Origin of the sequence: Saccharibacillus sp. WB 17, assembly GCF_008634075.2 — a bacterium.
Lineage (GTDB): Bacteria > Bacillota > Bacilli > Paenibacillales > Paenibacillaceae > Saccharibacillus > Saccharibacillus brassicae.
Genome location: NZ_VPFK02000025.1, coordinates 40,713 through 61,490, shown reverse-complemented (window position 1 = coordinate 61,490; position 20,778 = coordinate 40,713). Strand labels below are relative to the sequence as shown.

17 protein-coding genes and 1 riboswitch are annotated in these 20,778 nt (G+C 60.1%); of the genes, 15 read left to right on the top strand and 2 right to left on the bottom strand.

Features of this window, described 5'->3' with window-relative positions; translation table 11 throughout:
• Window positions 1–32: 32 nt before the first annotated feature.
• Together fni and ychF are read left to right on the top strand one after the other, a co-directional pair.
• Window positions 33–1,082, top strand: coding sequence for a type 2 isopentenyl-diphosphate Delta-isomerase (gene fni, locus FTE24_RS14360; protein WP_150235090.1), 1,050 nt, complete (start codon window positions 33–35; stop codon window positions 1,080–1,082).
• Window positions 1,083–1,286: 204 nt separating this feature from the next.
• Complete coding sequence (gene ychF / locus FTE24_RS14355) at window positions 1,287–2,387, top strand: redox-regulated ATPase YchF (protein ID WP_141447449.1); 1,101 nt, start codon at window positions 1,287–1,289, stop codon at window positions 2,385–2,387.
• A gap of 201 nt (window positions 2,388–2,588) precedes the next feature.
• Here the strand turns inward: ychF and FTE24_RS14350 are convergent, their stop codons facing one another.
• Both FTE24_RS14350 and FTE24_RS14345 read right to left on the bottom strand, forming a co-directional pair.
• Window positions 2,589–3,764: a DUF2087 domain-containing protein gene (locus FTE24_RS14350; protein ID WP_150235092.1), complete on the bottom strand. Its 1,176-nt coding sequence runs from the start codon at window positions 3,762–3,764 to the stop codon at window positions 2,589–2,591.
• A gap of 244 nt (window positions 3,765–4,008) precedes the next feature.
• Window positions 4,009–4,995 (bottom strand): aldo/keto reductase, encoded by a 987-nt coding sequence (locus FTE24_RS14345; RefSeq protein ID WP_150235093.1) that lies wholly within the window; start codon window positions 4,993–4,995, stop codon window positions 4,009–4,011.
• Between the two features lie 245 nt (window positions 4,996–5,240).
• Between FTE24_RS14345 and prfA the strand changes: the two genes are divergently transcribed.
• The 13 genes from prfA (at window position 5,241) to wecB (ending at window position 20,656) form a co-directional block, all read left to right on the top strand.
• A complete protein-coding gene (gene prfA / locus FTE24_RS14340; protein ID WP_141447446.1) occupies window positions 5,241–6,311 on the top strand; it encodes a peptide chain release factor 1 in 1,071 nt (356 codons plus the stop codon).
• Window positions 6,312–6,316: 5 nt separating this feature from the next.
• Window positions 6,317–7,213 carry a peptide chain release factor N(5)-glutamine methyltransferase gene (prmC, locus tag FTE24_RS14335; RefSeq protein WP_150235095.1) on the top strand — a complete coding sequence of 299 codons (897 nt, stop codon included), beginning with the start codon at window positions 6,317–6,319 and terminating at the stop codon, window positions 7,211–7,213.
• Window positions 7,214–7,450: 237 nt separating this feature from the next.
• Window positions 7,451–8,704: an FtsW/RodA/SpoVE family cell cycle protein gene (locus FTE24_RS14330; RefSeq protein ID WP_150235097.1), complete on the top strand. Its 1,254-nt coding sequence runs from the start codon at window positions 7,451–7,453 to the stop codon at window positions 8,702–8,704.
• A 107-nt stretch (window positions 8,705–8,811) separates the two neighbouring features.
• Window positions 8,812–10,077, top strand: a complete 1,266-nt coding sequence (locus FTE24_RS14325) for an FtsW/RodA/SpoVE family cell cycle protein (protein WP_150235099.1) — start codon at window positions 8,812–8,814, stop codon at window positions 10,075–10,077.
• Between the two features lie 132 nt (window positions 10,078–10,209).
• Complete coding sequence (locus tag FTE24_RS14320) at window positions 10,210–11,478, top strand: L-threonylcarbamoyladenylate synthase (protein ID WP_150235101.1); 1,269 nt, start codon at window positions 10,210–10,212, stop codon at window positions 11,476–11,478.
• Window positions 11,479–11,541: 63 nt separating this feature from the next.
• A complete protein-coding gene (locus FTE24_RS14315; protein ID WP_150235103.1) occupies window positions 11,542–12,129 on the top strand; it encodes a low molecular weight protein arginine phosphatase in 588 nt (195 codons plus the stop codon).
• A 624-nt stretch (window positions 12,130–12,753) separates the two neighbouring features.
• Window positions 12,754–12,836, top strand: a riboswitch (ZMP/ZTP riboswitch).
• A 134-nt stretch (window positions 12,837–12,970) separates the two neighbouring features.
• Window positions 12,971–13,549, top strand: coding sequence for a TIGR01440 family protein (locus FTE24_RS14310; RefSeq protein ID WP_150235106.1), 579 nt, complete (start codon window positions 12,971–12,973; stop codon window positions 13,547–13,549).
• Window positions 13,550–13,761: 212 nt separating this feature from the next.
• The gene (gene glyA, locus FTE24_RS14305) at window positions 13,762–15,009 is read left to right on the top strand and encodes a serine hydroxymethyltransferase (RefSeq protein WP_150235108.1); all 1,248 of its coding nucleotides are present in this window, start codon (window positions 13,762–13,764) and stop codon (window positions 15,007–15,009) included.
• A gap of 289 nt (window positions 15,010–15,298) precedes the next feature.
• Complete coding sequence (locus FTE24_RS14300) at window positions 15,299–16,180, top strand: carbohydrate ABC transporter permease (RefSeq protein WP_141447439.1); 882 nt, start codon at window positions 15,299–15,301, stop codon at window positions 16,178–16,180.
• A complete protein-coding gene (locus tag FTE24_RS14295; RefSeq protein ID WP_141447438.1) occupies window positions 16,180–17,016 on the top strand; it encodes a carbohydrate ABC transporter permease in 837 nt (278 codons plus the stop codon). Before FTE24_RS14300 ends, FTE24_RS14295 begins: the two co-directional genes overlap by 1 nt.
• Before the next feature lie 14 nt (window positions 17,017–17,030).
• The gene (locus tag FTE24_RS14290) at window positions 17,031–18,302 is read left to right on the top strand and encodes an ABC transporter substrate-binding protein (protein ID WP_150235110.1); all 1,272 of its coding nucleotides are present in this window, start codon (window positions 17,031–17,033) and stop codon (window positions 18,300–18,302) included.
• A gap of 309 nt (window positions 18,303–18,611) precedes the next feature.
• Entirely contained in the window at window positions 18,612–19,241 is a 630-nt protein-coding gene (gene upp / locus FTE24_RS14285; RefSeq protein WP_087798616.1) for a uracil phosphoribosyltransferase, read from the top strand.
• Window positions 19,242–19,483: 242 nt separating this feature from the next.
• Window positions 19,484–20,656, top strand: coding sequence for a non-hydrolyzing UDP-N-acetylglucosamine 2-epimerase (wecB, locus tag FTE24_RS14280; protein ID WP_150235112.1), 1,173 nt, complete (start codon window positions 19,484–19,486; stop codon window positions 20,654–20,656).
• Window positions 20,657–20,778: the final 122 nt, after the last annotated feature.

Below are 20,778 nucleotides of genomic sequence, written 5' to 3'. Positions count from 1 at the left end.
CAAGCAGTTTGAAGGAGAAGAGGGGAGCGGCCATGACGGAACAAATCAAACGGCCCGGTCCGTCGACCGGAGACCGCAAAAGCGAGCATGTCCGCCTGTGTCTCGAAGAGCAGGTAGCGGGGGTAGGCGTCACGACCGGATTCGAACGGTACGCGTTCCGCCACAATGCGCTGCCGGAAATCGATTTTGAACAGATCGAGCTGGGCACGTATTTTCTCGGGCGTGCGCTGCGGGCGCCGCTGCTGATCAGCTCGATGACCGGCGGCAGCGCCGGCACGGGCCGGATCAATGAGCGGCTGGCCGAAGCGGCGCAGGCGCGCGGCTGGGCGATGGGACTCGGTTCGGTCCGCGCCGCCGTCGAGCGGGAGGAACTGGCGGAGACGTTCAAAGTCCGGCACAAGGCGCCGGACATTCCGGTTATCGCCAATCTGGGCGCGGTCCAGCTGAACTACGGGTTCGGCGCGGACGAGTGCCGGCGCGCGGTGGACATCGCGGAAGCCGACGCGCTGGTGCTGCATTTGAACAGCCTGCAGGAAGTGTTCCAGCCCGAAGGCAACACGAACTTTGCCGGCCTGCTGCCCAAGATCGCGCGGCTGTGCCGCGATCTGGACGTGCCGGTCGGGGTCAAGGAAGTCGGCTGGGGCATCGACGGCGAGACGGCGGCGCGGCTTGCGGACGCCGGCATCGCGTTTATCGATGCGGCGGGCGCGGGCGGCACGTCGTGGAGCCAGGTCGAGAAGTTCCGCAGCTCGGACGCCATGCGCCGGGCGGCGGCCGAAGCATTCGCCGGCTGGGGCACCGGCACGGCGGATTGCATCGCGGAGATTCGCCGCGAACTGCCGGACCTGCCGCTGATCGGCAGCGGCGGTCTGACCGGCGGCGTCGACGCGGCCAAAGCGATCGCGCTGGGCGCAGACCTGGCCGGCTTCGGCCGCGCGCTGCTCGGCCCGGCCGTCGATTCGGCCGAAAGCGCGGCGCAGGCCATGGAACAGGCCGAGTTCGAACTGCGCACGGTCATGTTCGGGATCGGCGTCGGCAGCTTGGGGGAACTTCAGGGTACGCAGCGGTTGATTCACAGATAAAACGCAGACAGACCCTGCTTCCATTCGGAAAGCGGGTCTTTTTCATGCCTGCACAGCATATTTATTCTTATTTTTCTATCGTGGTATAGGGCCGCTGTATCCGTTTCAGGCAAATGCTGATATAATGAAAAGCGATGTTTTCTTACGTCTTCGTTTGTTTCTCTTTTATGATTAAGATCAAACTCAGAGGAGTTGTGTATTCATATGGCATTGAAAGCCGGTATCGTAGGACTGCCGAACGTCGGCAAGTCCACGTTGTTCAACGCAATCACGCAGGCGGGCGCGGAGTCTGCCAACTATCCGTTTTGTACGATCGACCCGAACGTGGGGATCGTCGAAGTACCGGACGAGCGCCTCGATAAGCTGACCGAAATGGTCGTGCCGAAGAAGACCGTACCGACGGCATTCGAGTTCGTCGATATTGCCGGTCTCGTGCGCGGCGCGAGCAAGGGCGAAGGTCTGGGCAACAAATTCCTGGCGCATATCCGCGAAGTGGACGCGATCGTGCACGTCGTTCGCTGCTTCGTCGACGAGAACATTACGCACGTCGACGGCAAGATCGATCCCGTGAGCGATATCCAGACGATCAACCTGGAGCTGATTCTCGCCGACATCGAGAGCGTCGACAAAAGAATCGAACGCTCCAAGAAAAATCTCAAAGGCGGCAACAAACAGTCCGCGCAGGAAGTCGAAGTGCTGGAGAAGGTCAAGGAAGCGCTGTACAACGACCAACCCGCGCGCAGCATCGATCTGACGGAAGACGAGCTTCAGATCATCCGCGAACTGCATCTGCTGACGCTGAAGCCGGTACTGTACGCGGCCAACGTGGCCGAACACGAGATCGCCGACGTGGCGAACAACGCTTACGTACAGCAGGTACGCGATTTTGCGGCAGCCGAGAATGCGGAAGTCGTTCCGGTCAGCGCAAAAGTCGAAGAAGAGATCGCGGAGCTTGAAGGCGAAGACAAGCAGATGTTCCTCGAAGAACTGGGCATCGAAGAGTCGGGCCTCAATCTGCTGATCAAAGCGGCCTACAAGCTGCTCGGCCTGTACACGTACTTCACGGCCGGCGTGCAGGAAGTACGCGCCTGGACGATCCGCAGAGGCACCAAGGCGCCGGGCGCCGCGGGCGTGATCCACTCCGACTTCGAACGCGGCTTTATCCGCGCCGAAGTGGTGGGCTACGACGACCTCGTGAACGCGGGTTCGATGAACGGAGCCAAAGAGCGCGGCCAACTGCGCCTCGAAGGCAAAGAATACCTCGTGCAGGACGGCGACGTCATGCATTTCCGTTTCAACGTCTAAAAGCTTTCTTCGCATAAAAAAAATCGCCGCCGGCACACACGTCGCTTCGGCAGCCCGCACCCGGCCTGCCGAACGCAATCGGCGTTCCGTTCGCCTATAAGCAAGACCCCGATTCCGCCTGGGCGGAACCGGGGTCTTTTTGCTGCGGAAGCGTCGTCGGCGGCGCGGGGACGGCACGGCGGTCGGCCGTCCCGTCGGCCGTTATTGACTCGGCGGGCGATTGTAGCCGCGCTCTCCGTAAGGGCGCAGCTCGGCCAGCCATCTCGATTCCAGTTCGGCGAGCTGCTCCTTGAGCGTCACGTAGACGTTCTCGGACGGTTCCAGCACTTCAAGCACTTCGAATTCGAAAGCGTCCTCGCCGTATTCGTTCCAATCCTGCTGCAGGCCGGAATTGCGGAAGCTGCCGTTGTTCAGCTCGAAGCGCCGTCCGCTGATCGATTTGAGATTGGGCAGCGCGGCGACGTAACATTTGCCGCTGCGCGTATGGACGATGCGATACACGCCGGCTTCCGGCTTGATTTCCTTGTACATCTGCTGCAGTTCTTTTTTTCGGTTCACGGGAAGGTCCTCCTGTTGGGGGTTGGGGTTGGAATCGCGCTTGCGTTCCGCCGTCGGCCGTCCGCCGCGCGTCGTCCAGTAGGCGCTGCCGTCCGGTTCGCGGTCCAGAAAGCCGTATTCGATCAGGAAACGGCGCAGAATCGCGTAATCGGCATAGATCGGTTGAAGCTTGGCATTGACTTCTTTTTCGCTGTACAGGATTCCGTCGCCGAAACGGCGCGCGATCTGCCGCAAGGCGGCGAGCCGCTGCTTTTCCCGCAGGTCGAACGTCTTCAGCGGGCCGTCCGGACCGTCCGGGAACACGCGGCGCACGATCGCTGCTTCTTCCTCCGCCGTCATGTTGTAGCGATCGTCGACCAGGCGGGCCTGCGGATGCGGATCGATCACGGCCGTCGCCCGCGTATCCTGCTCTTTCAGCAGTTCCATCAGCGCGAGGAAGATCCGGGCCTGCCGCTCTTTTTCCTTGAGGGCGAAGCGGTGGTTGCGAATCGTCGAAGCGCTGCCGATACCGAGTTCATCCTTGATCTGCGTATCGCTTTTGTGCGCATAAAAAAGCCGCAGCAGCGCGTTCTGGTGATCGGTCAGGCCGGTCGCCTTCTTGCCGAGAGCGATCAACGCGCCGAACGGCGAAGCGTGCGACGCTTCGATATGGCGCTGCATGAACTTGCGCGCTTCGTAAAACACGCCGTCTTCCGCATACACGATGCCCGTCTCCGCCGAAGTTCCACAGAACAGGCAGGTCAATATTTCATTTTGTTCGATATAGCCCCGCTTCAGTTCTTCGACCGAAGCGGTCGCCAAGAGATCAGTCCAGCTCATGAATAGACACTTCCTTCTTTTGTTTGCTTGCGCACAGACAAGATGATTTTTATCTATATATAAACACATCACACTTTTGTTTGTCAAAAGCTAAACGATATTGTATTTTGTTTGTTTGGCGGAAAAGCGGATATGCAAAAAGCCCCCTGTCCGCACGAAGGCGGTCGGGGGCGGAAAGCGCGAGAAGAAGGACAGGCGAAGAACGGCCCGCGAACGGTCCGATCTCGGCAGCGTTGGGAACAGCTTACTTGTTGAGCGTGTTCATCCCGGATTCCGGATAGCGCAGGCCGGCGGCCGAGCCCTGCGGCGCGGCTTCGTCGATCCGCCGAAGTTCTTCCGCGGTCAGCGAGACGTCCAGCGCTCCGACGTTTTCCAGCAGGTATTTGATTTTCTTCGTTCCGGGAATCGGCACGATATCGTCGCCCTGGGCGAGCAGCCAGGATAGCGCGAGCTGGGACGGCGCGCAGTTCTTCTCGCCGGCGATCTGCTTGATCCGCTCGACGAGTTCCAGATTTCTGGCAAAGTTCTCGCCCTGGAAGCGCGGGGAGTGGCGGCGGAAGTCGTCCGCGGCGAAATCTTCCGGCGATTGGATCTGTCCGGTCAGGAAGCCGCGGCCGAGCGGGCTGTACGGAACGAAGCCGATACCGAGTTCCCGGCAGATCGGCAGAATACCGTCTTCGACGTCGCGGCTCCAGAGCGAATATTCGGTCTGAAGCGCCGAGATCGGATGGACGGCGTATGCGCGGCGGATCGTCTCCGGCGCCGCTTCGGACAGGCCGAGGTAGCGCACTTTGCCTTCTTCGACGAGCCGGCTCATCGCGCCGACCGTTTCTTCGATCGGCGTATCGGGATCGACTCTGTGCTGGTAATACAGGTCGATCGTGTCCACGCCGAGGCGGCGCAGGCTGTTCTCGCACGCTTCGCGCACGTATTCCGGATGTCCGCTGATGCCGAGGTATTCCCCGTTCAGACCGCGGCGGTTGCCGAATTTGGTGGCGAGCACGACTTGATCCCGGTTTTTTTGCACAAAAGGCCCGATCAGTTCTTCGTTGCGCCCGCTGCCGTACATGTCCGCCGTGTCGTAGAACGTGATGCCGCTCTCCAGCGCCCGGTCCAGCACGCGCCGCGATTCCTGTTCGTCGGTCTCGCCGTAGAATTCGGACATGCCCATGCAGCCCAGGCCGAGCGCCGATACTTCAAGTCCTTGCGTTCCGAGCTTGCGGTTTGCCATTTGCGGAAGCCTCCTCGTCGTTTGCGTTTCACCGCTTAATACCCGATTTCGGCGCGGCTCTAACCGGCTCCGCCGAAGAGGCGGTGTCCCGCGCCGCTCGCGGAATTCGGGATATGAAAAAGTGGGAATTCATGCTATAATTATGAGTCGTCACCACAGCCTTGTGTGAACGGCTTTTTGATCTAGACCAAGGGTTCCTATTCTTCTTCAAACAAACACTATTATCGATAAAGAGGTGAACGGCCTTGTTGGATAAATTGCAAGCCCTGGTAGACCGTTACGACAAACTGAGCGAACTGCTGTGCGATCCCGACGTAGCCAGCGACTCCAAGAAGCTGCGCGACTACTCCAAAGAGCAGTCCGATCTGCAGCCGTCGTACGAAGCCTACACCGAATACAAGCGAGTCGTCGCAGACCTCGAAGCCGCCAAGGAAATGCAGGGCGAAAAGCTGGACGACGAGATGCGCGAAATGGTCAAAATGGAAATCGACGAATTGTCGACGCGCCGCAACGAGCTGGAAGAGATGATTCGCGTCCTGCTGCTGCCGAAAGATCCGAACGACGAGAAGAACGTCATCGTCGAGATCCGCGGCGCGGCCGGCGGCGACGAAGCGGCGCTGTTCGCGGCGGACCTGTACCGCATGTACAGCCGCTATGCCGATACGCAGGGCTGGAAAGTCGAGCTGATGGACGTGAACGAAAGCGATCTGGGCGGCTTCAAGGAAGTCATCTTCATGATCAACGGCCGCGGCGCCTACAGCAAAATGAAATACGAGAGCGGCGCGCACCGCGTCCAGCGGATTCCGGCGACGGAATCGGGCGGCCGTATCCATACGTCGACCTCGACGGTAGCCGTGCTGCCGGAAGTCGAAGCGGTGGATATCATCATCAGCGACAAAGACATCCGCGTCGATACGTTCTGCTCCAGCGGAGCGGGCGGCCAGTCCGTCAACACGACCAAATCGGCCGTGCGCGTCACGCACGTGCCGACCGGCATCGTGGCGACGTGCCAGGACGGCAAATCGCAGAACTCGAACAAGGAAAAAGCGCTTCAGGTGCTTCGCTCGCGGATCTACGACGTGATGCGCCAGGAAGAAGAAGCGAAATATGCCGGCGAACGCAAAAGCAAAGTCGGAACGGGCGACCGCAGCGAACGCATCCGGACCTATAACTTCCCGCAAAGCCGCGTCACCGACCACCGCATCGGCCTGACCATGCACAAGCTCGACCAGATCATGAACGGCGACATCCAGGAGATCGTATCCGCGCTGACGATCGCCGAACAGACCGACCTGATCGACGAAAAGGGAGTTTGATTCTGTTGAACAGGGTACGTTCGGGCCGGGGCGGCTTTCATTTGCGCGAAGGCTTGACGCTCCGGGAAGCCTTTGCGGAGGCTTCTTCTTTTTTGCGGGAACGGGGCGTGGAAGAAGCCGACGACAATACGCGGCTGCTGTTGAAGGAAATATTGGGCCTGTCGGGCGCGCAGTACGTCATGGCGCTGCGCGATCCGTTCCCGTACGAGTTCGGGGAGCGCTGCGAGAACGCGATTACCCGCAAAGGCGACGGCGAACCGGCGCAGTACATTTTGGGCGATCAGGAATTTTACGGCTTTACGTTCGAAGTGACGCCGGAAGTGCTTATTCCGCGCCCGGAAACGGAACTGCTCGTCGAAGCGGTGCTGACCCGGGCCAGAACGCTGTGGCCGGAAGGTTCGCCTGCGGTGCTCGACGTCGGCACGGGCAGCGGCGCGATCGCGGTCAGCCTGAAGCTGCTGCGACCGGAGCTCGTCGTTACGGCGAGCGATATTTCCGAAGGGGCGCTGGGCGTGGCGCAGCGCAACGCCCAGCGGCTGGGCGCGGACGTGGAATTCCGCGAAGGCAGCCTGCTGGAGCCGTTCGCGGGCCGGGCTTTCGATATTCTGGTGTCGAATCCGCCGTACATTCCGGCGGCCGACATCGAGGAATTGCAGCCGGAAGTGCGGGACTTCGAACCGCGCGGCGCGCTGGACGGCGGTCCGGACGGACTGTGGCCGTACCGCGAGATCATGAAGCAGCTCGGCCTGCTGGAGCGCGATCCGAAGCTGATCGCGTTTGAGCTCGGCATGGGCCAGGCGGACGCGGTCGAAGAGATGCTGCGATCGCGCGGCAGTTGGCGTACGATCGAGACCGTGTTCGATCTGGCCGGTATCGGCCGGCACGTGATCGGGATCGCCTGACGCCAGGGACGCCGTCCGGGAGCGGCCGGGCCAAGAGGGCGAGGAACGCGAACGGAATGCTTCCGCCGCGCCTCGCCTTCTTGCTGCGGCTGCAGGGGTCGGCAGGCGGGACTTCGTCCACATGACAAGGGGTTTATTATCGCCTACAATATAGAGAACAATAGAGAAGACGCATATCGATGCGCCGACAGAGGGAATAACCGGCCTTGAACAGGCTTTTCGGAGGAAACGCAAAGCATGCTGACGAAATGGAAACACACCGATTGGACTCTCGTTATCATCTTGATGATGATGATGGGCATCTGTATTCCCGTCGTGCACAGCGCCGTCTCGAACGGCGACAAGTTCGCGGGGCTGGACACGCAGATGATCTTTTATTACATTCTCGGCTTCGGCGTCGTCTTCCTGATGACGCTGGTCGACTACCGGCTCTACACCAAATATTTCTGGGCGGTCTATGCGCTCGGCATGCTGCTGCTTCTGCTGACGCTGACTCCGCTCGGCCAGACGCAGAACGGCGCGCAGGGCTGGCTGAAGCTCGGCCCGGTCGGCATGCAGCCGGCGGAGCTGTTCAAGCTGGCGCTCGTGATCACGATCGCTTCGCTGCTGGCCCGCAAGAACAAAGACAAACTGGGCTTTTTTGCCGACGTCGTCCCGATCGGGCTCGTCGCTTTCGTTCCGTTCGCGGTCGTCATGGCGCAGAACGATCTGGGCAACGCGCTCAGCTACGTCCTGATCCTGCTCGGCCTGCTGTGGATCGGCAACCTGAAGTTCCTGCACGCGTTCATCATCTTCGTGCTCGGCGCGGGTCTGCTGTTCGGCGGCATCAAAGGGTATGTCACCTATCATGACGAAGTCTCGGACTTCATGACCAACACGCTGGACCGTGCCCACTGGCTCGACCGGATCGATCCGTGGCTGATGCCCGAAGAGGCGAGCCGCGATGCTTCGTGGCAAACGAAGAACGGCAAATACGCGATCGCGGGCGGAGGCATGACCGGACAGGGCTTCAAGCAGGGTGAAATGGTGCAGAACCCGAACGGGTCGCTCGTGCCGTATACGTATTCGGACTCCATCATCGTCGTGATCGGCGAGGAATTCGGCTTCGTCGGCATCTCGCTGCTGCTCGTCCTGTACTTCATCATGATCCACCGGATGATCGTCATTGCGCTGGAATGCCGGAACCGGGTCGGGTCGTACATTATCGTGGGCATCGTGGCGATGTTCATGTATCAGATTTTCGAAAATATCGGCATGTTTATCGGCTTGATGCCGCTGACGGGAATCACGCTGCCGTTTATCAGCTACGGCGGCACGTCGCTGCTGATCAATATGGCGAGTATCGGCGTGGTCATGAGCATCCGGGCCTGCACGCGGGAAGACGCCGTCAAGGACGAATTCTCCGACATCAAAGATTCCAAAAACGACGACGGCGGGATGCAGGCCATGCGCGGCGCGCTGTCGAGAATGGGACGTTCGGGCAAAGCGTAAGCGCGAAGTCCGCATGACGTGAACGTGCAAGACGATCAACGGTTTTGAAATCTACCGACACGCGGCGCCGCAACCGGCCCGGGCGTGTTAACGGGGAGGCTGCGGCAATGCTGGGCAAGATCAAAAACATCGATTGGACGATCATCGTCATTCTGCTGATGTTCGCGGGCATTTCGATTGCGGTCATCCACAGTGCGGTCGTGGACTCGTCCGATGCCAATATCGTCAATTCCGCTACCAAAATGGTGCCGTATTACGTGCTCGGCTTCCTGCTCGTGGTCGCGATGACTTTTTTCAATTACCGTCTGTTGATCAAGTACGCGCCGTATTTGTACGTGTTCGGGATCGGCGTGCTGATGCTCGTCTGGTCGCCGCTCGGCGTCGTCATCAACGGAGCGCGCGGGTGGATCAACGTCGGGGTCAGCATCCAGCCGGCCGAAGTGTTCAAGCTCGTCCTGATTATCGGCATCGGCGCTTTTCTCGTTCGCAAACAGCGGGAGAAGCTGCGCTTTTGGAAAGACGTCGTGCCGATCGGGCTGGTCGCGCTTATTCCGTTCCTGATCGTCATCGTGCAAAACGACCTCGGCAACGCGCTCTGCTACGCGATCATCGTGGCGGCGCTGCTGTGGATCGGCAACGTGAAGTATACGCATGCGCTGATCTTTATCGTGCTGGCCGGAGGCGGTCTGTACGGAGGGACGACGGCCTATCAGACGTACCATGCGGACATCGTGACTTTTATGGAAAAAAACATGCCGGAGCAGAGTCACTACCTCACGCGTCTCGATCCGATTCTGCTGCCCGACGCGGCCGAAGACAGTTACCATGCCAAAAACGCGCTTGAAGCGATTGCGAGCGGCGGCATGCTGGGCAAAGGGTACATGAACGGCGATCTGTCGCAAAAAGTGCCGTATACGTATGCCGATTCCATCATCACGGTGGTCGGCGAAGAGTTCGGTTTTGTCGGCATGGCGTTTCTGCTGCTGCTGTACTTCATCTTGATTCACCGCATGATCGTCATCGCCCTGGAATGCCGCGACCGCGCCGGTCCGTTTATTATCGTGGGCATCGTGGCGATGTTCCTGTATCAGATTTTTGAAAATGTGGGCATGAACATCGGCATCATGCCGATCACCGGCATCACGCTGCCGTTTATCAGCTACGGAGGCACGTCCCTGCTGATCAATATGGCCAGCATGGGCATCGTCATGAGCATTCACGTGCACAACCAGGAAGTGATCGAGATGGAAGACCGGCTGCAGACCGACCATTTGGACGAAGCCGACAAAAAAGCGGGCCGCAAAGAGCGGGGCTTCAAGCTCCCGTCTTTTGGCGCCAACCGTACAAGAGCTTCGCGCGGGGAAAGCGAATAAAGCGTTCCGATCCCCGTAGGGCGAACGGCGGCAACAATAAAAGCGAAAACAAAAGCGAAAAGCCGTCTCCGAAAGGTGCCGGCTTTTGCCCGTTCGAAACGGTTGATTCAAGCGGAAGAAAGAGGTTAAAACATGAACGCAGGCGTTGAAGGACAAGCATATACACGTATTTGGACCGTAGGGCCGGCCGGGCACGGTTCCACGGGGAACAATTCGGCGCAGGAGCAGGCCGGCATCGCGGAAGCCGCGCGGCTGCTATCAGACGGCGCCCTGATCGCTTTTCCGACCGAGACCGTGTACGGCCTCGGCGCGGACGCCCGGAACACGGCGGCGGTCGAAGGCATCTTCGCCGCCAAAGGGCGCCCGTCGGACAATCCGCTGATCGTGCATATCGCCGACCGCGCGGAGCTGGACGCGCTCGTGCTTGAAGTGACCGAAGCGGACTCGAAGCTGATGGACGCGTTCTGGCCGGGGGCGCTGACGCTCGTCCTGCCGGTACGGCCGGGCGCTTTGTCGCCGAAAGTGACGGCGGGGCTCGACACGGTAGCGGTCCGCATGCCGGACCACGGCATTGCCCTGGCGCTGATCCGCGCGTCGGGCTGTCCGCTCGCGGCGCCCAGCGCGAACCGATCGGGACGCCCGAGCCCGACTCTCGCGAGCCACGTGCGGGAAGATCTGGCCGGCCGGATCGACGGCATCGTCGACGGCGGGCCGGCCGGCGTGGGCGTCGAGTCGACCGTCGTGCGGACGAACGCCGCAGGCGGCGCGACCGTGCTGCGCCCGGGCGGCATCCCGGCCGAGGCACTCGGCCGGGTACTCGGCGCGGAAGTGCGCGCCGTGTCCGCGGCCGAAGGCGCGGACATTGACCCGGCGGCTGCGGCCGGGGAGCGTTCCGCCGCGATGGGGCGGGGCGGCGGCGCGGGGCAAGGCGGAGCAGGGCCGGGCGGCATGGAGCCCGAAGCACTCGGCGCCGGGCCGGCGGACCCGTCTGCGGCCGCTTTCGCTGCGGCAGGCGCGGACGAAGCACCGCGTTCGCCGGGTATGAAGTACGCGCACTACGCGCCGAGCGGCCGGCTCGAACTGGTGCTCGGCGCCGAAGGCGCGGTCGCGGACAAGATCCGCGAACTGCTTGCCGCCGCGCAGGCCCGCGGCGAGCGGACCGGCGTGCTCGTGTTCGACGAGCACCTGGAGCACGTCCGCGACTTCGCGGACGTTGCGCTGACGCTCGGCAGCCGCAGCGACCTGCGGCAGGCCGCCGCGCGGCTGTACGCGGCGCTGCGGCGTTTCGACGACGAAGGCACGACGTACATGCTGGCCGAAGGCTGCGGCGAGGAAGGCATCGGCGCGGCTGTCATGAACCGCATGGAGAAAGCCGCCGGCGGCCGGATTCACCGACTTTAGACGTAGGCGCCAAACGGTTCGGATTCGATCGAATTTCATTTTCAGGCAAAGGAGACGGTTCCCATGACACATATTTTATTCGTATGCACGGGCAATACGTGCCGCAGTCCGATGGCCGAAGCACTGCTGCGGCAGATGGCGCGGCAGCGCGGGGTGACAGTCGAAGTGCGTTCGGCGGGCGTGGCCGCTTCTCGCGGCGTCCCGATCTCCCGTCAGGCCGAAGCGGTGCTGCGCGACCACAGCATCGACGACCGGTTGACTTCTTCTCCGCTCGACGCCGATCTGGTGGAGTGGGCCGATCTTATTCTCACGCTGACCGGTTCGCACAAGAGTCACGTGCTGCGCCATTTTCCGCACACGTTCGAACGCACGTTTACGCTCAAAGAATACGTGGAAGACGATCCCAACGTGCTGGGCGATCTCGAGGAGTTCGACAGCCTGACGGCGTCTGCCGAACTGTCCCGGGCGCTCGGGGAAGTTCCGGAAGCTTCCGCCCGCCAGCGGATAATCGAGCTGCGCCAGCGCATTCCGCAGTTCGATATCTCCGATCCGTTCGGCGGCTCGCGCGACGAGTACGAGTCGACGGCCGCCGAGATCCGCGCGGCGCTCGACCGCCTGCTCGACAAGCTGCAAAACGAAAACAGGCCGTAACGCGGCAGCCGCCAATCGGCAATCACCAACTGCTAATCGCCGAACGGCCGGCCACCAGCCGCCTCCTCCAAAGTTCGAGGCGGTCCGACCCGCTCCGACGCCTCCAACAGTACGCCGACAAATCCTAACTAACGAACCCTCAGCACGCTATTTGAGGGTTTTTGGCGTTTTTCCGATTTTAACGAATCCTAGTCACGCTATTTGGGCGCAAAACAGGTTTTTGCAGCCGATAACGCCGAATAACAGTCTGACGATTCGTTAGAAATCGAAAACAGCGAAAAACGACCCTTTAGCGTGCTGACGATTCGTTAGCTTTAGGAAAATCAGGTTTCGCCCGCCTCGCCCCTCGGGCCCGCGGCTTCTCGCGCTCCGCCCGCGGCTCCCCCAACGCCCGGCCCCCGCGCGCCCCGCTTCGCCGCGCCCCGCACTCCCGCCGCGCCGCCCTTCGCGCTCCCCCTTCCGCGCTTCGCCCGCCTCGCCCCTCGGGCCCGCCGCTCTCTCGCGCTCCCTCTAACGCTCACCCCACTCCCGAACACCCCTGCGCCTCCGGCGTTTTTCGTCCGGGTTTCGCGCAAGTTTAAGTTGATTTTTGCCGGTTGTTGCCTTATGATGAATTTAAATTTACAGATCCGGTGTAACTGGCGACAAATGTGGGTTCAACCACGATGGAGCACCGGAGTTATCGGCCGGTCGCCTGGGCAAAGAGCAGCTTCGCGTTTTTCGCGCGAGGTCGCTCTTTTTGTTTTTTTGCCGGCTTTCCTTTGTTTCCGTTCGGCGTTATGATCGTTAGAGGAACGCCGATATTGCGGCGGACGAGACTCAGCGAAGGAGAGTGGGCAGAATGGAACGTGCAGATCAGATTCAAGAGCAGGCGGAGCAGGCGATCAGGGAACTGGCGCAGACGGCAGGGCTGAAGGCCGGCAAAGTGCTGGTCGTCGGCACGAGCACCAGCGAAGTGGCCGGCCGCCATATCGGGACGTCGGGCGCGCTGGACGTCGCGCAGTCGCTGCTCGCCGGCATCCGCAGCGTGCAGCGGGAGTTCGGCTTCGACGTCGCTTACCAGTGCTGCGAGCACCTGAACCGGGCGCTCGTGCTGGAACGGACAGTGCTCGAACGGTTGAACCTGCGCGAAGTATCGGCGGTGCCGGTACCGAAAGCGGGCGGCTCGATGGCTTCCGCCGCGTACCGCGGCATGGACGAACCGGCGCTGGCCGAGACTATCGAGGCGCATGCCGGAATCGATATCGGGGAGACGCTGATCGGCATGCATCTGCGCCGCGTCGCGGTTCCGCTGCGGCTGTCCGTGCGCCAGATCGGCGAAGCGCGCGTCAATGCCGCTTTGACCCGTCCACCGCTGATCGGCGGGGAGCGGGCGCAATACCGCATCGCGGAAAAAGAAGATTCGACGTTTTGTGAGTAGTCGTATCCGGTCCGGGCAAGTTCGGCGCAGAATTTGCCCGGAAGATTTCCGCAAGTCTGGAGACAGGCTGCGAGACAAGTTCCTATAAGCGCTTCGCCGCGACGCGGCAATGAAGCGAAGAGAGCAAGGTCCGATTTTGTCCGCGTTTGCCCGATTTTTGCCTCATGCGAATACAGACGATATTTTTCAAACCCAGGGAGGAACACGTAAACATGGAGAACTTGAGAAAAAGCGACCCGGCCGTATTGAAAGCAATGGGATTGGAACTGGACCGTCAAAAAGCGAACATCGAACTGATCGCATCCGAGAACATCGTCAGCGAAGCCGTTATCGAAGCGATGGGCTCGGTGCTGACGAATAAATATGCCGAAGGTTATCCGGGCAAGCGCTACTACGGCGGCTGCGAGCACGTCGATATCGTCGAAGACCTGGCGCGCGACCGCGCCAAGCAGCTGTTCGGCGCGGAGCACGTCAACGTGCAGCCGCACTCCGGCGCGCAGGCCAATCTGGGCGTATATCTGGCCGCGCTCAAAGCGGGCGATACCGTCCTCGGCATGAACCTGGCCCACGGCGGCCACCTGACGCACGGCAGCCCGGTCAACGCTTCCGGCATCCTGTACAACTTCGTGGCGTACGGCGTACGCGAAGACAACTTCCGCATCGACTACGACGAAGTGCGCAAAGCGGCGTTCAAACATCGCCCTCGCATGCTCGTAGCCGGCGCCAGCGCTTATCCGCGCACGATCGATTTCGAAGCGATGGCTTCGATCGCGAACGACGTGGGCGCGCTGTTCATGGTCGATATGGCGCATATCGCCGGCCTCGTCGCGGCCGACCTGCATCCGTCGCCGGTGCCGCATGCCCACTTCGTGACGACGACGACGCACAAGACGCTGCGCGGACCGCGCGGCGGCATGATCCTGTGCAAGAAGCCTTGGGCGCAGGCGATCGACAAAGCGATGTTCCCGGGCACGCAGGGCGGACCGCTTATGCACGTGATCGCGTCCAAAGCCGTCGCATTCGGCGAAGCGCTGGACCCTTCGTTCAAAGTGTACGCGCAGAACGTCATCGACAACGCCCGCGTATTGGCCGAGACTCTGGTCGCGGAAGGCCTGGAGATCGTGTCGGGCGGTACCGACAACCATCTGATGCTGATCGACACGCGCGGCGTGGGCATCACGGGCAAAGAAGCCGAGCACGTGCTCGACTCCGTCGGCATCACGGTCAACAAGAACGCGATTCCTTTCGATACGACGAGCCCGTTCATCACGAGCGGGATCCGCATCGGCACGCCGGCGGCGACTTCGCGCGGCATGGACCAAGACGCGATGAAGTCGATCGGACGCATTATCGCTTCCGTCCTGAAATCGCCAAAAGACGAGACCGTCCTGTCCAAAGCGAGCACGGAAGTCAAAGAACTGACCGACCGCTTCCCGCTGTACCCGGACCTGCAATACTAGAATTCCGTTTTCCGTTCGTTGTTCGGACGGATCTGCACCGCTGTTTACCCGGCTCTTTCCGAGCCGGGTTTTTTGTCGTTTTCTGCTTGGTTTTTCGCTTTCTATTTCGTTCTCCGCCTCGCTTTTTCTCCCCGTTTCCCGTTCGGCAATCGGCCCAAGAGTTGAAGGATATTTAAGGATATTGACCCCATCTGACGGAAAACGGCCGAAACGGGGTATATAGACAGAGAGCGTTTTTCATCGCTGGATCGCTTACATACTGGAGACAACGAACGAAGGAGGGATTACGTTGAACCGAAAAAAACTTTCGCAGCTGACGCAGCAGCTCGTATTCGTGGGACCGACGACGATCTTTTTCGTGATGATCGTCCTCATCCCGTTCCTGCTCGGCATCTATTATTCGATGACGAACTGGAACGGGGTCTCGCAGAATCTGGAATTCGTCGGACTGAACAATTACGTTCACGTCTTTACGGCGGACCCGGAATTCCGCAACGCTTTCTGGTTTACGGTACGCTTCACGGTGGTGGCCGTGCTGGCGACCAACCTGCTCGGCTTTTTCCTCGCGTATTTCCTGACCAAGCCGCTCAAAAGCAAAAACGTGCTGCGGACCGTCTTTTTCATGCCGAACATGATCGGAGGCCTGCTGCTCGGGTTTATTTGGCAGTTCATCTTCGTGCGCGGGTTTGCCGCGATCGGCGAAGCGACGGGTATCGGATTTTTCAACCTTCCGTGGCTGGGCAACGAACCGACCGCTTTCTGGGGCATCGTTATCGTATTCGTCTGGCAGTACGCCGGCTATCTGATGGTCATCTATATCGCTTCGCTGAGCAACGTCTCCAAAGACGTGCTGGAATCGGCGCAGATCGACGGAGCGAACCGGACCCAGGTGCTGTGGAAAATCATTTTCCCGCTCGTCATGCCGGCCGTTACGGTCTGCCTGTTCCTGACGATCTCGTGGTCGTTCAAAATGTTCGACCTGAACCTGGCCCTGACGAACGGCGGACCGTTCAACGCGACCCGTTCCGTGGCGCTCGACATCTACCGCGAAGCGTTCACGAACAGCCGCCTCGGTCTCGGTACCGCCAAAGCGGTCATCTTCTTCGTCATCGTCGCGATCATTACCGCCATTCAGGTCCGCGCGACCAAAAGCAGGGAGGTTGAAGCGTAATGGAACAAGATTCGAGATACCGGGTGCAGACTCTGATCCTCGAAGTCGTGCTCGTGCTGGTCGGCCTGCTGTTCCTCGTGCCGTTTTATTTCCTGCTCTCGAACTCGCTCAAGACGTTCGGCGAGATTCTGTCCGACGCCGCGGCTCTGCCGGGCTCGCTGCAGTGGGCGAACTACAAGGCGGGCTGGGAAGCGATCAACTTCCCGTCCGCGTTCAAAAACTCGCTTATCATCACGGTCGTCAGCAATCTGCTGCTCGTCCTGCTCAGTTCGATGGCCGCTTACCAGATGGTGCGCCGTCCTTCGCTGTTCAACCGGATTTTGTTCGGCGTCTTCGTGGCGGCGATGGTCATTCCGTTCCAGTCGATCATGCTTCCGCTGACGGACATCACGAGCCGGTTCGGCCTGAGCGACAGCCTGTGGGGGCTTATCATTTGCTATATCGGGTTCGGCGCGCCGCTGTCGGTGTTCCTGTTCCAGGGCAGCATGAAAGCCATTCCGCTCGAAATCGAACAGGCGGCCCGCGTGGACGGGGCCGGGACGTACGGCGTCTTTTTCCGAATCGTGTACCCGATGATGCGTCCGATGTACGTGACGGTCATTATCTTGAACACGCTCTGGATCTGGAACGATTACCTGCTGCCTTCCCTGATCCTGACGAGCGAAAATTTGCAGACGATTCCGATCGCCACCTACATGCTGTTCGGGCAGTACACGAAGCAGTGGGATTTGGCGCTTCCGGCTCTGGTGCTCGGCATCCTGCCGGTCATCATCTTTTTCCTGGCTATGCAAAAATACATCGTGTCCGGCATCGCGGCCGGCGCCGTGAAAGGGTAAGGGGGACGTATTCGATGTCGATCAAAAAACGCATGCTGCTGCCCGCTCTCGCCCTGGCCGTGACCACCGCGCTTTCCGGGTGTGCGCAGGGTGGAAGTACCGGCGAGGCCGGAACCAAAGTCATCAATATTTATCAGGGCAAAGTCGAGATCTCCGACCAACTGCAGGAGATGAAGCAGCTGTACGAAGAGTCGCATCCCGGCGTGACGCTCAATATTCAATCGGTCGGCGGCGGCACGGACTACGCGGCTTCGCTCAAATCCCGCTTTTCCGCCGGCGCCAAGCCCGACATTTTCACGATCAGCGGGTTCCAGGAGCGCGATCTGTGGCTGGAATATCTGGAAGACCTGTCGGATCAACCGTGGGTCGCGAACATGGATCAGGTGTCCAAAGACCCGATGAGCGCGGACGGCAAACTGTACGGCTTCCCGCTGAACTACGAAGGGTACGGCTTCCTGTACAACAAAGATATTTTCAAAAAAGCGGGCGTGACCGAAATTCCGAAGACGCTGTCCCAACTGGAAAAAGCGGCCCAAAAAATCCAGAAAGCCGGCTACACGCCGTTCGTAAACGCCTACGCGGAATGGTGGGTGCTCGGCAACCATAACGTCAACGTGCCGTTTGCCCGGCAGAAAGATCCCGAAGCGTTTATGCAGGCGCTCGACGACGGCAACGCGGATATCGTCAACAACGAGGTGTTCGACGGCTGGCTCGACCTGCTCGATTTGACGCTCAAGTACGGCGGCGCCAATCCGCTGACGACGGACTATAATACGCAGATGTCCACGTTCGCGAACGGCGAAGCGGCGATGACGCAGCAGGGCAACTGGGTGCAGCCGACGCTCGACGGTATCAATCCCGACCTGAACGTGGGGATGATGCCGATGCCGATCAGCGAGAACGCGGAAGAGAACGACAAGCTGTTCGTCGGCGTGCCGACTTATTGGGTCATCAACAAAGATTCGCCGGTCAAGGAAGAAGCGAAAGAGCTGCTTGACTGGATGGCGGGCACGCCGGAAGGCCAGCAGTTCCTGACCGAGAAGTTCCAGTTTATCCCGGCCTTCACGAACATCGAAGCCGATCCGGAAGACATGGGGCCGCTCGGGACGGATTTGACCACATATATCGACGAAGGCAAAGCGCTGAACTGGTATTTCCAGCAGCTCCCGATCGGAACGCCCCAGGATTACGCCAATCTGATGCAGTCGTATATCGCGGGACGCGACACGCGGGAACAGCTGCAGGAGAATCTTCAGGCTTCCTACGACAATCTCAAAGTACGCTAGACATTGCAATATTCGCGCAGCGCCCCCGGTCGGTATTCCGGTCGGGGGCTTTTTTTTGCGTGTAAAAGAACCGGCGCGAAACGGGGGAAAGGAAACGTTTTTGTGTCGGGCCGTTCAATGCGGATGCACAAGGGGCTTCGTAATGCTATAATGGACAAGATTTACGGGGCTTTGGGCGCAGCATCAAGCTGTGCCAAGAACCCGGAACGGAATTCGAGACGAATTTCCCGAAAACGGACATCGCCGGTTTTTGCGCGCGTTTGCGGCAGGAACCGGCGACGCCGAACATTGTACGGAGGGACGAACCTTATGAGTAAACTGGTGATCTGCGATCATCCCCTGATCCAGCACAAACTGACTTTTATCCGAGACGTTAACACGAACACGAAAGACTTCCGAGAGCTCGTCGACGAAGTCGCGACGCTGATGGCGTACGAAATCACGCGCGAAATTCCGCTGGAATCCATTCCGGTAGAGACGCCGGTCACGCAGACCGAAGGCAAAGTCATCTCCGGCCGCATGCTCGGCCTCGTGCCGATCCTGCGCGCGGGCCTTGGCATGCTCGACGGCGTGCTGAAGCTGCTTCCGGCCGCCAAAGTCGGCCACGTGGGCCTGTTCCGCGATCCGAACACGCTCCAGCCGGTCGAGTATTACGTGAAGCTGCCGACGGACGTGCAGGAGCGCGAGCTGATCGTTATCGATCCGATGCTGGCGACCGGCGGTTCCGCGATCGCGGCGATCGACGTGCTCAAGAAGCGCGGCTGCACGCAGATCAAGATGATGAACCTGATCGCGGCGCCGGAAGGCGTGAAAGCGGTACAGGACGCGCATCCGGACGTGGACATCTACGTGGCCGCGCTGGACGAGCGCCTCGACGATCACGGTTATATCGTGCCGGGACTCGGCGACGCGGGCGACCGTCTGTACGGAACGAAGTAAACGCCGGACGAGCCTGCCCGCTTTGCCAGAGCGGTCCGACGATTTTTCGGGAGACAGTTGGCGGCGGGCGGCAAGTTCGGGCGCAGCGGCGCGGGATTTTCCTGTTTTGCCGCTTCTTTTTTATTTCGCCTTGTTTCTTGTTTTTGCCCTGTTTGTTATTTAATGAAGGAATCCATTTGAGCAACCCACGGTTCGGCTTCGGAAATGGCCGGATGCCGGGCGGAAAGCGAGCGAATATACCGATGAAAAAAATTAAAGTCATGACGATTTTCGGCGTTCGGCCGGAAGCGATCAAGATGGCCCCGCTCATTCTTGAGCTGGAGAAGCACCCCGAAGAGATCGAGTCGATCGTCTGCGTCACGGCCCAGCATCGCCAGATGCTCGATCAGGTGCTCGAAGTATTCAAGATTACGCCGGATTACGATCTGGACGTCATGAAAGACCGCCAGACGCTGAACGAAATTTCGATCCGCGTCCTGCAGGGCCTTGAGCCCGTGCTGCGGGAAGCCCAGCCGGACATCGTGCTCGTGCACGGCGACACGCTGACGACGTTTCTGGCCAGCTACGCGTCGTTCATGCAGCAGATCAAAGTCGGTCACGTGGAAGCGGGGCTGCGTACCTGGAATAAGCTGTCGCCTTACCCGGAAGAGATGAACCGCCAGCTGACCGGCGTTCTGGCCGACCTGCATTTTGCTCCGACTTCGTGGTCGGGAGGCAACCTGGCCAAAGAGAACAAATCGAAGTCAAGCGTTTATGTCACAGGCAACACGGTCACGGATGTGTTTCAATATACCGTGCAGCCCGATTACAGCCACCCGGTGCTCGACTGGGCCAAAGGCAAGCGGCTGATCCTGATGACGGCGCACCGCCGCGAATCGCAGGGCGAACCGCACCGCAACATTTTCCGCGCGGTCAAGCGGATCGCCGACGAATTCGAAGACGTGGCGATCGTGTATCCCGTCCATCCGAGTCCGGCCGTCAAAGAGCCTGCCCACGAAATTCTCGGCAATCATCCGCGCATTTCGCTGATCGATCCGCTCGACGTCGTGGACCTGCACAATTTTTATCCGCATACCCACCTGATTCTGACCGACTCCGGCGGCCTGCAGGAAGAAGCGCCTTCTTTCGGCGTGCCCGTACTCGTCCTGCGCGATACGACGGAACGTCCGGAAGGCATCGAAGCCGGAACGCTGGAACTTGTGGGCACGGAAGAAGAGACGGTGTATGCGCGGACCCAAGCCCTGCTTAGCGACAGCGTTTTGTACGATTCCATGAGCCGGGCTGCCAACCCGTACGGAGACGGCAAAGCGTCGCAGCGTATTGTCAATGCGATTCTGCACAGTTTCGGAGTCAAAACCGAACGGCCGGAAGAATTTCACACAATGGACACAAATGGCCCTGAAGTTGCATTGTGATTGACTAGGTAAACAGTATACAGTATAGCTGTACGGTTGATACGCTTTCAAAAACTTGCCCGTCGCGCTTCGGACGATCGCCCAACGTTTTGCCGGCATGCCGGATTCCGCTTTTTCGCAGG

What these genes read in the sequence shown, in the direction of transcription:
- fni (WP_150235090.1), top strand. Translation starts at nt 33, where the DNA reads ATGACGGAACAAATCAAACGGCCCGGTCCGTCGACCGGAGACCGCAAA.
- ychF (WP_141447449.1), top strand. Translation starts at nt 1,287, where the DNA reads ATGGCATTGAAAGCCGGTATCGTAGGACTGCCGAACGTCGGCAAGTCC.
- FTE24_RS14350 (WP_150235092.1), bottom strand. Translation starts at nt 3,764, where the DNA reads ATGAGCTGGACTGATCTCTTGGCGACCGCTTCGGTCGAAGAACTGAAG.
- FTE24_RS14345 (WP_150235093.1), bottom strand. Translation starts at nt 4,995, where the DNA reads ATGGCAAACCGCAAGCTCGGAACGCAAGGACTTGAAGTATCGGCGCTC.
- FTE24_RS14330 (WP_150235097.1), top strand. Translation starts at nt 7,451, where the DNA reads ATGCTGACGAAATGGAAACACACCGATTGGACTCTCGTTATCATCTTG.
- FTE24_RS14325 (WP_150235099.1), top strand. Translation starts at nt 8,812, where the DNA reads ATGCTGGGCAAGATCAAAAACATCGATTGGACGATCATCGTCATTCTG.
- FTE24_RS14320 (WP_150235101.1), top strand. Translation starts at nt 10,210, where the DNA reads ATGAACGCAGGCGTTGAAGGACAAGCATATACACGTATTTGGACCGTA.
- FTE24_RS14315 (WP_150235103.1), top strand. Translation starts at nt 11,542, where the DNA reads ATGACACATATTTTATTCGTATGCACGGGCAATACGTGCCGCAGTCCG.
- FTE24_RS14310 (WP_150235106.1), top strand. Translation starts at nt 12,971, where the DNA reads ATGGAACGTGCAGATCAGATTCAAGAGCAGGCGGAGCAGGCGATCAGG.
- glyA (WP_150235108.1), top strand. Translation starts at nt 13,762, where the DNA reads ATGGAGAACTTGAGAAAAAGCGACCCGGCCGTATTGAAAGCAATGGGA.
- FTE24_RS14295 (WP_141447438.1), top strand. Translation starts at nt 16,180, where the DNA reads ATGGAACAAGATTCGAGATACCGGGTGCAGACTCTGATCCTCGAAGTC.
- FTE24_RS14290 (WP_150235110.1), top strand. Translation starts at nt 17,031, where the DNA reads ATGTCGATCAAAAAACGCATGCTGCTGCCCGCTCTCGCCCTGGCCGTG.
- upp (WP_087798616.1), top strand. Translation starts at nt 18,612, where the DNA reads ATGAGTAAACTGGTGATCTGCGATCATCCCCTGATCCAGCACAAACTG.
- wecB (WP_150235112.1), top strand. Translation starts at nt 19,484, where the DNA reads ATGAAAAAAATTAAAGTCATGACGATTTTCGGCGTTCGGCCGGAAGCG.